Origin of the sequence: Pseudomonas sp. BTN1, from assembly GCF_001907715.1 — a bacterium.
In the GTDB taxonomy this organism is placed as follows: domain Bacteria; phylum Pseudomonadota; class Gammaproteobacteria; order Pseudomonadales; family Pseudomonadaceae; genus Aquipseudomonas; species Aquipseudomonas paracarnis.
The window spans coordinates 1-11,947 of the sequence record NZ_MPBM01000064.1 but is presented as its reverse complement, the minus strand read 5'-3'; the positions used below and the strand labels follow the sequence as shown (position 1 = coordinate 11,947).

Annotated in this window: 14 protein-coding genes; 1 reads left to right on the top strand and 13 read right to left on the bottom strand. The window is 49.1% G+C overall.

What is annotated here, in order from left to right:
• Nucleotides 1–410: 410 nt before the first annotated feature.
• On the bottom strand, nucleotides 411–1,103 hold the full coding sequence (locus tag BMH52_RS25735) for a hypothetical protein (RefSeq protein ID WP_073845488.1): 693 nt from the start codon (nucleotides 1,101–1,103) through the stop codon (nucleotides 411–413).
• Nucleotides 1,104–1,356: 253 nt separating this feature from the next.
• Between BMH52_RS25735 and BMH52_RS25730 the strand changes: the two genes are divergently transcribed.
• Nucleotides 1,357–1,614: a hypothetical protein gene (locus BMH52_RS25730; RefSeq protein WP_032873797.1), complete on the top strand. Its 258-nt coding sequence runs from the start codon at nucleotides 1,357–1,359 to the stop codon at nucleotides 1,612–1,614.
• Between the two features lie 78 nt (nucleotides 1,615–1,692).
• Here the strand turns inward: BMH52_RS25730 and BMH52_RS25725 are convergent, their stop codons facing one another.
• The 12 genes from BMH52_RS25725 to BMH52_RS25670 form a co-directional block, all read right to left on the bottom strand.
• Complete coding sequence (locus BMH52_RS25725; protein ID WP_073845486.1) at nucleotides 1,693–2,136, bottom strand: hypothetical protein; 444 nt, start codon at nucleotides 2,134–2,136, stop codon at nucleotides 1,693–1,695.
• 116 nt (nucleotides 2,137–2,252) lie between these two features.
• Nucleotides 2,253–2,948 carry a hypothetical protein gene (locus BMH52_RS25720; RefSeq protein WP_073845484.1) on the bottom strand — a complete coding sequence of 232 codons (696 nt, stop codon included), beginning with the start codon at nucleotides 2,946–2,948 and terminating at the stop codon, nucleotides 2,253–2,255.
• Between the two features lie 18 nt (nucleotides 2,949–2,966).
• Nucleotides 2,967–3,446, bottom strand: a complete 480-nt coding sequence (locus BMH52_RS25715; protein WP_073845482.1) for a hypothetical protein — start codon at nucleotides 3,444–3,446, stop codon at nucleotides 2,967–2,969.
• A gap of 323 nt (nucleotides 3,447–3,769) precedes the next feature.
• A complete protein-coding gene (gene comJ / locus BMH52_RS25710) occupies nucleotides 3,770–4,243 on the bottom strand; it encodes a competence protein ComJ (protein WP_073845480.1) in 474 nt (157 codons plus the stop codon).
• A 348-nt stretch (nucleotides 4,244–4,591) separates the two neighbouring features.
• Entirely contained in the window at nucleotides 4,592–5,260 is a 669-nt protein-coding gene (locus tag BMH52_RS25705) for a hypothetical protein (protein ID WP_256575827.1), read from the bottom strand.
• Between the two features lie 129 nt (nucleotides 5,261–5,389).
• A complete protein-coding gene (locus BMH52_RS25700; protein ID WP_073845478.1) occupies nucleotides 5,390–5,746 on the bottom strand; it encodes a hypothetical protein in 357 nt (118 codons plus the stop codon).
• Nucleotides 5,743–5,925 carry a cysteine peptidase family C39 domain-containing protein gene (locus BMH52_RS30055; RefSeq protein ID WP_158068765.1) on the bottom strand — a complete coding sequence of 61 codons (183 nt, stop codon included), beginning with the start codon at nucleotides 5,923–5,925 and terminating at the stop codon, nucleotides 5,743–5,745. Before BMH52_RS30055 ends, BMH52_RS25700 begins: the two co-directional genes overlap by 4 nt.
• A gap of 77 nt (nucleotides 5,926–6,002) precedes the next feature.
• On the bottom strand, nucleotides 6,003–6,254 hold the full coding sequence (locus BMH52_RS25690) for a hypothetical protein (protein ID WP_256575826.1): 252 nt from the start codon (nucleotides 6,252–6,254) through the stop codon (nucleotides 6,003–6,005).
• 508 nt (nucleotides 6,255–6,762) lie between these two features.
• Nucleotides 6,763–6,909 carry a hypothetical protein gene (locus BMH52_RS29230; RefSeq protein WP_158068764.1) on the bottom strand — a complete coding sequence of 49 codons (147 nt, stop codon included), beginning with the start codon at nucleotides 6,907–6,909 and terminating at the stop codon, nucleotides 6,763–6,765.
• A gap of 171 nt (nucleotides 6,910–7,080) precedes the next feature.
• Complete coding sequence (locus BMH52_RS25680; protein ID WP_073845472.1) at nucleotides 7,081–7,776, bottom strand: hypothetical protein; 696 nt, start codon at nucleotides 7,774–7,776, stop codon at nucleotides 7,081–7,083.
• Nucleotides 7,777–7,942: 166 nt separating this feature from the next.
• Nucleotides 7,943–8,539 carry a hypothetical protein gene (locus tag BMH52_RS25675; protein ID WP_034134582.1) on the bottom strand — a complete coding sequence of 199 codons (597 nt, stop codon included), beginning with the start codon at nucleotides 8,537–8,539 and terminating at the stop codon, nucleotides 7,943–7,945.
• On the bottom strand, nucleotides 8,536–11,947 hold a 3,412-nt coding region (locus BMH52_RS25670), incomplete at its 5' end, for a DUF637 domain-containing protein (RefSeq protein WP_177345110.1). The genes BMH52_RS25675 and BMH52_RS25670, both read right to left, overlap by 4 nt.

Here is an 11,947-nt window from a genome sequence, read left to right as displayed (position 1 = left end):
GGCTTGCCTGCGAAAGCGATAGTGCAGCAACAGATGCAGCGACTGACACACCGCCTTCGCGGGCAAGCCCAATGCCGATCAATTAAACGAACGCAATGCCCAAAGCAACGAAGATCCAATGTGGGAGCTGGCTTGCCTGCGAAAGCGGTAGTGCAGCAACAGATGCAGCGACTGACACACCGCCTTCGCGGGCAAGCCCAATGCCGATCAATTAAACGAACGCAATGCCCAAAGCAACGAAGATCCAATGTGGGAGCTGGCTTGCCTGCGAAAGCGGTAGTGCAGCAACAGATGCAGCGACTGACACACCGCCTTCGCGGGCAAGCCCGCTCCCACAGGGGAACTGCGCTTAACCCTGACTGGCATTAGCCCAAGCCCGCACACCAACAGCCGCCAGCCTTCGCACAGCCCTACTTGAGCTCCTTCACCAGGTACTGCGCAGAAATCTGCGTAATCCCGGTCAACGCCCGGCGCAAGGCTTCAGGGTCCGTGCGGTAGGTTAACGGTGTATAGCCATAAACGTTCTGACCATTAAACGGCGTGACCGCTTCAAAGGTGCGCCAGACCATCTCATCGCCGCGATCCATCTGCACTAACACGTTAAGGGTCGGATAAATCACACTGCTGAAACCCTGGGTCAGGCGAAAGCCCCACTCGGACACGGTCAGTTGAATCTGCGCATCGGCGGGCTCATCATCGCCGACCACCTTGAGCGTCGAAATCTTACCCAACTCATCGATAAAGCCCTGCTTGAGCAACACGCCTACATCGAGTTTTTCCGCCTCCATCACCGTCAGAATAGCCACCGGCGTCGGCATCTCGGCCAACTGCCCAAGCTTCATGCCGCCGGCAAACCCGGCGCCGCTCAACGCCGCAGTACCCAGCTTGGACGCCCCGCTGGCCATGCCAACACCGGCGCCAACCCCGGCACCCAGGGCCGCGCCCCAGGCCTGTTCGCGGCCGAAGTACACCATGTTCTTTTCCCACTTCACGGGCAGGACTTTGACGGTCTTGATCTGCGCGCGGTTTTCGGGAGTGAGGGGGTGGCTGACGCAGCCGCCGAGGATGAGGGTGGTGAGGAGAATGAGGAGGAGGTTTTTCACATTGGTCCTTTAATGTTTGGGGTGAGGCTTCGGATTTGCGTATGCGTAGTGCGTTTGTTCGTGGGCAGTATGTCGGCAATGGATAGCAAGATGTTAGCGGCTGCGGGCACGCTCCGAAGCAGCGGCATTTTGATGCCTTGCGCGGGCTTGGCGGTGCGGCTTATAGTCCGGCCGTCGCTCAAAAAGCGACCGGGTTTGGCGACCCGAAGAACGAGCCCTCAATAATCCAGAGAGCTTAATGATGAATCGATACATTCCCCTAACCGGCCACGACTGCACCGTCCCAGCCCTGATCATCGACACCCAGGCACCTCTCGACGTCCTTCACGACGCCGCCATGCACCGCATTCGGGCCGTCACCCAACTGCTGGAAAACCTAGCCTTTCGCGAACAACTCAGCAGCGATGCCGTCGTGCTTTCAGACTTCGCCCACTTGCTGGCCATTCCGCTGCGCGATGGGTGTGATTTGCTGGATGTCATCAGTCGCAGGCTCAATGCCGATCCGTCCTGAGTGAAAATCGGGCGGCCTTTGTGTCGCCCGCTTTATGCGTGAGCAATTCAACTTAATAAACCGGTCCACTTTTTTTCGTCATTTCACGCAGCAAACCTGATCATCCGAAAGATAATAAAGTCCCTCCAGCTTTCCGCAAATGGAAGGAAGACCGAAAACCGATTCTGAGGCATAAGAAATAGGCAGCTCGGATCTAATCGAACAGGCAAACTCCGAACTTTCCCACGTTGGAGTGACTATACCGCTCCAAAAACTTACGGCCTCTCCCGTTCCAGACAATACAACAGGCCTCAAGTATTCAATTGCAACATTGGAGTCCCAATACAAATAACCGCAATACACAGAGCCATTTTCACCAAAAAAATCAGCTCGAACGATAATCTGAAAGTCTGAGCACGTTTCCTGTTCGGCGAGGGGGCGCACAGTTAATTCGTCCTCCACGGTGTCGTCCATCGGAAAGAACCAAACGCTATAACTACCAAGATCATCAATCGTCAGCTCACATACTTGTTTATCCGACATAACTCGCCGCACCCTATGCAATTAAGCACAACAAAATAGGACAGGTTTATCTGATACACTTTCCCAGCTAAAATTTAAATAAATCTGTGCCATTTTCTCTCTATCCCTTATAGCGCCTATTGGTTTAAGTCAGCCATTAGTTTAGCTATCACTAACTCGAAAGCATTCTGCAAAGCGCTACGGAGAGCTTCAGGGTTTGTTGCGTACTCCTGAGGTGTATACGCCTGGACATTTCCCTCACTGAACGCTGTTACAGTTTCGAAATTCCTCCAAACTACTGCGTCGCCGAGCTTCATGGTCGCTACAATGCCCACTGTGGGATAAAGCTCTGCACTGTAGTTTTTCAAGGCAAAGCCCCATTCGGACACGACAAATTCTATATGCGCATCGGCCCGGCCGCCCTCCGGTACAACTTTGAATAAATGCTCAGCACTGATCCGTGCCTCCAACAGTTGTTTGAACAACTGCCCTGGATCTATTTTGTTACGCTGCAAGCTCAACAAAATTGCCTGCCGTGGACTTGAAGCTCCACCATCAGCCACTTTCGCGCCCGCTACCACACCCACACCAGCCATAGCACTGGTAGCGACTTTGGAAGAATCCGATGCCATTCCCACCGCCGCCCCGGCACCGGCACCTAAGCCGGCCCCCCAGGCTTGATCCATGCTGGTGTACTTGAACTGCTGCTCCGGGAATGAGGCAAGCAACACACTGACAGTTTTGATTTGCTGGCGGTTTTCAACGCTCAGATCTTTGGTTACACAGCCACTTAACACAAACAAACCAAAATAATAAATTATTAAATTTTTCATATTTATTAGCCAGACCTTTCAGTCCTCCCCCTCCACGGCTATAAAAACAAGAAACTCACTCTCAACAACATCCGAGGGGATAGACCTGTAAACAAAAATCTCATCTCCCAAATTCAAAATAAAAAAACGTTCTTCACAATCAAATGAAAAACCAACACCCACAATCCTATCTTCCACTGAGGATTTCACCAGAACAACTGAAGACAGCGTTTTGTTTATAACATTACTAAAGCATGCATCGTCGGACATCGACGCAATTACTTGCGCGCCATACTCTTGCATATCGCATTCGGTTAATGGCTCCACGGATAGTCCTATCGAAGCCCCATCACTATCGCAAAATAAACGGCCAGGAATGTTTCCTTCAAAATGGAAACTAATCTCTTGTGGAAAGCCATGCGCCACCGAGCCTAACTTATGAATGAGTGCGTCCACCGACAAAAGCCTTTTGCCAATGGCAAGTATAAGCCACGCTTTCAACGAAGAATCTTTCATCATCTAACCTTCCCTTCCAGCGCACTTTTTACTGATGGATTTTGGTTGACGCCATCTTTCAAAATCGTCACAAACGTACCATTCGGCTTGGTCACCACGACATCATTGCCTTTAATTCTAAAATAGACATTGCCTCGCGCACCATTAGCTCCCTGTCCCGCGAAGGTCCCAGGGATAACCTTTGTGGCGTTATTCCCAATATCGTTAATCAAATCTGTAACAAATTTACGATCTGCGGCACAAGACAAAAGGGGACAGATTTATTTAATAGGCTTTATTACCGCTATCTCGAATTAAAATAAATCCGCCCCCATTTCTCCGAAATTTTATCCCGCAGGAACCGCATCGATATCAAACTCATCTTGCTCGTCAATTTCGGCGTCTGCTCTCAACACCTCAAAATCGCAGTCCCCTAAATTCAAATGGACATTTATTTCATACACTCCACTTGAGGAGGGTCTTATAAATTCGACCTGAAGAGAATAATCTCCTTCAGGCAGTTCTAGAGGAACCGTACTCGAAATACTACCAACCTCAATATTTCTATCTATTACCGAGAAGGGAACTTTAAAGGCCCGAACCACGTCTGCGCTTATAGCGGGCACTTGTTCGTTAATGAAAAGGCTAATTATATGGTACCCTTCGTCAACCAAAGCTCTAAAAGAGACACTCCCTAACCTCCACGCAAATCCTTGCGCATAACTACGAACACTCCAATCATTGTACGGCTGATCAAGCGAACTCAAAAACACGCAAAATTGCGAATAAGACAAATATATACTTTCTCTAAACCTAGCCATTAGTTCACCACCTTAATTCCGACCTTCTCACCATCGCGAATGAAAAGGGGACAGTTCTATTTAATAACTGGCATTTAGGGAGAAGATCAGCAATTGTGCGATTATGTTGCATGTTCTTGCGCTATTTCTGGCTATCCCGCTGAGGGACGGGTGTGATCTTCTGGATATTATTGGACGAAAATTAAACGCGAAGATCTAAAGCAGAATCTGGGCAGTTAACTCATAACTGCCCGGCCGACTTACAAGAAACCATTTTGTTAAAGAACCACCAAAACAGAACCTTTACACCAACTCAACCAAGCCCAATCAAAACTGTAATACATCAACCAATTTGACCGGACAAAAAAATCAAACCACTAAGCTCTTTAGTCGATCACCCGCACTGAGTAGTTCGTCGGCAGAAAGCGGAGTATAACTAATTATAATCAAAACCCCCTCTTCAAACTCACGCACTTCTTCTACATAACCATTCAACAAATCAACAAGTTCACGCGGCCCTTTTCCAAAGGCGCGAAAACACAATTCCTTATCGAAATAATTCGCCGCATTTATACGAAAAACTCCATCCCTACCGTTAACGTCTTTTTTTGTAGCATCACAAGCCTCCAACACTAAAGGCCAATCGCTCCTCGTAACATTCCAATCATGTAAAGCTGAGCGATAGGAACCAAATGCCTTTATATAAACAGGAAAAACAATCTTCAACAAATATGGATAGTCGACTTTGGAGCCTGTAAATTCAACAAATAGCGTATCATCAAACTGCGCATCATCTTGGAGATACTTCTGATCTCGCAGAGCATATGAAATTCGACCTTTAACGCCGACTGGAAGTAGCTTATCCAATGACACCGAGGTCACCAACTCGCTTCCAATAGGGGGGACTTCAAAGGCATCGTTCAAATTCCACGGAACGCCCAAATCGCCTATAGCTCTCAAAAAATCTTTATGCCTCTCTTCGATAGACTCTGAAACACTAGGCCTATGTCGAAATTCGAGTTTATATGTGGTAATCACCGTGCCACCCTTACAGAAATATTTCTGATATTTGGCTCATTAAGTATATCTATTAACAAAAGGAGGGCGATATATTTAGTGCACCTTCAAATTTTAATTTAAATAAATCTGCCCCCTTTCCTTTTCAACTTATTCATCATCCCAAAACTGCCCCGGCGGCGCATAGTTGCCATCTTCCAAGATGCTGCACCATCCAAAAAGCCTATAAAACATTTCAAGATCCAATATTTGGTAGATATCAATATCAACTTTTTTTAACGTCACCCGACCGTGTGCATAGTGAGAGTATTGCCCACCTACCCCACCTATCGCTCTTTTTTCAAGTTCTGCACGATCCCACTCCAGAACGGTTCCTGCAGCTTCTGGCAAAGGGTCCAAAAATTCAATTTCAAACTCCGTTGCAATTTTGCAAATGCAAGGAATCAGCCTTTGCTCGAGCAGGCTGTGGGTTAACAAATTCTCGGGAAACTTAATGCTTAATTTCATTTCAGAGCATCCTTTGGAACAACAACATAACCTGAAAAATTCTTTTCAAAAGTAGTCGCGGGGCTAAAATACTGCTTACCATGAGGATCACGAATTGCTACGACAGAAATGCCATTTCTGGTCGTAATTCCGTCGACCACAACAAAATGGGAAAATCCGGTACCCGCTGCTTTATCCACCACTTGGACAATAACAGGCGTTCCGTTTGCTGGAACGAAAGGGGACAGATTTATTTAATATACCTTTCAACTCTAACTTAAATAAATCTGTCCCCTTTTCCTTCATCGTTAATGCATGCAACCATTAACTTAACTGGCATAATTGACGCGAACGCTTCATATCCTCTAGCGCTAGAGAACGGAATTCTCTTAAAATAATAATCCGCTAAACGTTTCTGCTCTGGCTTTTTCCAAGATCTATGAGGAAGGAGTAATAAAGCTTCACCCCAATTATCTGAAGCAAGCGGATACCGGCTCAATATCCAAGTTGCCGCCTGATCAGAAGTCATTTTCGCCAACTCTTTACAGAGTGATATCAATCTTGAATCCATACCAAACTATTTCCTTAACAAAAGGGGACAGATTTATTTAATACGCTTATCCCAGTACAAATTTAAATAAATCTGTCCGCTTTTCTCTTCCTTTTCTCTCTCGTCCCCTTTTCTCTCTTTTCTTTTCCCTTAAAACAGCAGTTAAAAGACATAACAGCCTTTTACGTTAGAAGTTTCGTATCTCCATGACTTTATTAGCCGATCCTCAGCGACAAAAACCGAATATCGGCAATCTCTAATCCAAGTTATGTAATACCGCCTGCCGCCGCTTTCATCAACAACCTTATCAAAGATCTTATTTTTATTTACAGGCGACCAATATGAGTCGCCACATCCTCGAGTGCAGTCTTTGTAAAGATGGGAATCGAAATGAGTACCTACCCATAGATTCATTCCATTTTCCCAGGTGGAATGGGAAGGTGCGCAGCCAGCCAAGGCCGACAATAGTACTACCAAAAGCCATTTATTAATTTTCACGCTTTTTCTCCGACTCAATTGCTGGGCGGTACTTATCGTACAGTGCTCCATAATTTACAAGCAGAGCAGGCGGCATGCTGCCCAAATTTTCAAAAAGCGACATATCAGCTTGTTTGTAAGCTTCCAAGTTAATCATCCAACCATCGTGCAATGTAGCAAACCCATTAAACCCTGGAATTTGGTTTAATATATTGCTGACTGGAGTACCGTGACAAACAGCAGAAGAAAGGGGACATATTTATTTAATATGCTTTTCAAGCCTCATTCAAATAAATCTGTACCCTTTTCTCCCTACGCCTTATAGCGCCTATTGTTTCAAATCAGCTATTAGTTTAGCTATCACTAACTCGAAAGCATTCTGCAAAGCGCTACGGAGAGCTTCAGGGTTTGTTGCGTACTCCTGAGGTGTATATGCCTGGACATTTCCCTCACTGAACGCTGTTACAGTTTCGAAATTCCTCCAAACTACTGCGTCGCCGAGCTTCATGGCCGCTACAATGCCCACTGTGGGATAAAGCTCTGCACTGTAGTTTTTCAAGGCAAAGCCCCATTCGGACACGACAAATTCTATATGCGCATCGGCCCGGCCGCCCTCCGGTACAACTTTGAATAAATGCTCAGCACTGATCCGCGCTTCCAGCTGCTGCTTAAACAACTTCCCTGGATCTATTTTGTTGCGCTGCAAATTCAACAAAATTGCCTGCCGTGGACTTAAAACTCCACCATCAGCTACTTTCGCGCCCGCCACCACACCCACGCCAGCCATAGCACTGGTAGCGACTTTGGAAGAATCCGATGCCATTCCCACAGCCGCTCCGGCACCGGCACCTAAGCCGGCCCCCCAGGCTTGATCCATACTCGTGTATTTGAACTGCTGCTCCGAAAACGAGGCAGGCAAAATAGTGACAGTCGTGATTTTATGGCGGTTTTCAATGCTCAGGTCTTGTGTTACGCAGCCAACCAGCAGAAATAAAGTGCAAAAAACTACGAAAATTTTTTTCATATATAACACTCTTGAAAGTTAGGCGAACTTGAAAACTAAACCCAAAGGACTTACCCCCTAAGTAAACGCAACTTCGTCAATCAAATCTTAACGCCCACCTTAGTTATAGCACGACGAAAGGCCGTTTTTGTGTCAGATTCACGAATAAATCGCCTCAACACCACGACTAAACATAGCGAAACTTCCAGAGATCACCGCTCTTCATCCAATATCTCTCAGCATCTGGTATTAAAAAACTAAAATCTGAACACTTGGATGTCCAATCAGAATATGAGAGTTCCTCGTGGAATCGGTCTTGATCCATATGCATATATATTTTTCTATCAAAATTAATATAGAATACGGGCAACCTAGACGCTACACGGCCAACAAGACCGAATATATCCGCACTCAAACTCGCGCCTGACAAAAAGTAGCCTTCCACCTCTTTCAACAACCGGGGTAAACTACAGTCGTCATCCAGCTCAAAAATTTTTGAAAGGTCTTCACCCGTCAACACACCTTCACTAACACTATTTAGATACTGCGAAAAATTATCGGCTGTTAGCTTTAAAATTCCACCACGGAACACCCTACACGCTTCTTCATACTGCGCCTGGGTTATATGCCCTTTATCCAAATATGCGCGATAGTCTTTTTCCGCATCCAATGAAAAGTTATACTTATAATCCAAAACCCAATAACACTTAGCACCACTTACAAAAAAACAGATACTTTTCTCACCAGACCATAAATCATCAAGCACTTCTTTATTTAAATTCAATTCCCGAACTCCTTTAAAAATTCTTCATGAGAGTAAACGCGGGCGTTGCTTGAGTGCTTTTCAAGCAATGATTCCCACACCTTAGGAAGTTCCAGCGCTGTCCCAGGCTTGGTCGGATCTACAATTTTAGGCGCTGACGGGTCTCGGTTGACTCCTGGAATCGGACGTTGAGGAACTGCGTTAGCCATAATTTCACTATGGAGTTTAGCATCGACATCAAATACAACCACAGTGCCATCCGGACGTTTGTTTGTTAAGTAGTAGTTAGCGTGAGCGGCGTCCCCCACGCTGACACAGAGCTGACCAGTGCAACCGGGATTGATACTAATACTCCCATCAGCATTTGCCGTGAGGCGATTCTGGCTAGTTGCGGCTCCGGCGCCCCCGCCTTCGACTCTGAAATACTGCTCTGTTTTAGGCGTTTCCACCGTTGACGGAGCTTTAGGATAAACACCGAATCCATCCGCGTCTGCTGAGATGCCAGCCCCTTTATCGCCGACACCCGCCGTCGCTTTACCCACCGGAACCTTATTCAACCAGCTCTCGGTAACCAACGCATTACCCAGGTTGACGAGCATCGCAGCCCTTTCCGATGCATCCAGCGCTTTACCTGCTGCTCTTTCAAGCCAGGTAGTTTTTTTCATCCACTCGTTTAGGTGCGTTTCCTCAGCAGGGGTAAGCCATTTTTCTTGTACATACTTGGCGAATATAATTTCATCGTCAGTCGCATAGGTCGCGCCCCATGGGTCAACACCTTGAGCGGGAGAAGCAACTTTGTCAGGATTCCCGACAAGCATCCCGTACATGTCGTAAGACACCGTGTGCTTGAACGTGTCCAGGAGTTTTTGCGCAACAGGATCATCCATCTTGATCGTTGCAGACCTGATGCTTTCTGCACATTCGCGGGATTCACAGGCACTGATTGCAGCAGAGCGCGATGCTGAAAGTTCCTCATACTTTTTAATAATGCTGCGGATTTTTCCGTCAGAGCACCCTGTGCTGGCTCGACAACCATCCAACTCATTAAGCAGCTTTTCGGCTGTTGGGTGATCAAGGCTGTTGAAGGACGTCGCTTGCTGAGCAATCCATCCAGCAACGGCTTGATCCTTGTCAGAACCGCCCGTCGCGGCACTAACCGTCACACCTATCAGTTGTGAGGTCATTGCTAACAGCTGATTGTGCATCGGCCCATCAAAAATCGAGTCGCCCAGGGCCGTGACGAACGCTTCGTTGGCTCCGGCGGCTAGAGCGCCAGACTTGAAGCTGCCGCCCGCGGCCTCTGCGAGCAGACCGCCAACAATGGCATGGGCACCCACCTTCGCAGGAACTCCCGTGAACTCTAACTGGGTACCCAATTTGTTATAGACAGAAGCACTCAGCACGTTGGCTATCGAGCTGATACCCGCTTGAGTAAGGGTTTCACTCAAACTACCGCCATTGAGTGCGGTGTTAGTGACCGCACCGAAACCTTGTTGCGCCAAGGTGTAGCCCGCAAATTTTGTGAAACCCTCCATCTCTCCCAAATTGAAGCCATGGGTAGCAGAACCGGCTTCCTCGGGCGATACCGAATAGGCTTTGTCGAGCACACCTGCAGCAAAACCAGCAGCGATTCCTGATGCGAGATAACCCTTGAGGCTATCGCTTGAGGTAACGTCCTTGAATGTATCGCTCAAGTTACCTTTGTTATTGATTCCGCTGACGACACTCTGAGTAATCATCGCCGTGTAGCTGGCAGATGCAGCGGCACCAGCAGCAGTACCTATGGTCGCTGCGGTAGTCGCACTCAACCCCGCCGCCGTTGCTGCGCTTGTTGCACCTGCGCTGGCAGATGCACCGGCCGCCGCAGCCGCTCCGCTACCGGCCGTCAAGACCGTCACAACAATGATCACGACAAGCATCGCACCAGTGCCCATGCCGGAGTGGCTGTACTTGAAGGAGTCATGCGTTTCCTTCACAAGCCGCCAATCGACATCGCCCCGCTTTTCAGCATCTTTAAGCCACGCAAGCTGTGGGTCTGCCTTCACCATGGTGTCGATGGTTTGACTGATGGTGTTCTGATTAATTTGCTTTACATCAATGTGCAGGCCATTGACCGCTTTAACGACCAAATCACCTTGGGAAATTAATGCCGTCTGACGCAGGGTTTCATCTGTGTTGCCCTTCCCCTTGGAGCTGTTCCACGCTAAGTCACTTTTGCTTTTCTCATGACTTTCCTGATGCAGGTCTTTAACCGCCTCGAACGTTACTACCCCTCCGCTGATCAACGAGAGGTCCTTGCCACTTTCAAGCTTGGCCCGCTGATACAACTGATCACCGCCACTGACCAGCGACAGATCACCACCAGTCTTGATCTCAGTCCCCACATTCGTAACGCGTGTCACCTCATCGCGCTTGGTCTTCTTCGCGCCCCAGCCACCCTTCTCCTTCATGTCGTAAAGGCTGTAAGTGCTGTTCTGCGCCGCCAGCAGGTTCAACTTATCCCCGCTATACAGATAAGCCTCATTCCCCGCACTGATCCTGCTCGCCACGATCGTGGTGTCACGCCCCGCCTGGCTGACAAAATCCCCACCCGCCGTCAGCACGCTCGCCACTTGAGTGGTCTGGTCGTCCGAGGTCTTGATGCGTTTTTTGCCGTCCTTTTCCTTGCCCTCAACGTTGTGCATGTCGCTGACCGAGGCGACGTTGAGGTCGCGGCCGGCGGCGATGTTGAGGTCTTTGCCGGCGGTGGCATTGCTGCCGATGATGTTGACGTCTTGCCCGGCCTGCATGTTGAGGTTGCCGCCCGCCGTGACGCTGGCGGCGAGGTTTTTGACGTCGGTGGTGATGCTGGATTTCTCGCCGCCGTCGCGGCTCTCGTGTTTGACGCTGGTGTCGCTGGCGGCGATGAGGTTGAGGTCGCGGCCGGCGGTTAAGTTAGCGTCGTTGCCCGCTACCAGGGCACCTCGGTTGGTGAGGTCGCGGCCGGCGTCGATGGCGAGGTTTTCGCGGGCGACGATGGTGCCGGCGCTGGTGTCGGTGAGGGTGCGCATGCCGGCGCCGTCACGTACCTGGATGGCGGTGGTCTCGTTGGTGATGTCGCCTTTGAGCGCCGTGAGGCTGACTTGCTTGCCGCGGATTTCGCCGGCCATGGCGTTGCGGATGCTGTCTTGGGCCAGCAGGTTGAGGTTGTTGCCGGCTTCGACCAGGCCGCCGGTATAAACGCTGCCGCTACTGATGGCGGAGAGGTTGTTGCTGGCGCGCAGGGTGCCGACGTTGATCAGGTCGCCGCCGGTGACCAGGTTGAGGTCGCGGCCCTGGATCAGGCTGTTGCCGCGCACGTTGCGCGAGTCGGCCTGGGCCAGGTACAGCACCGGTACGAGCACGGTCTGGCCGTCGCTGACGCGGTTTTCCATCCACACGATGGCTGGT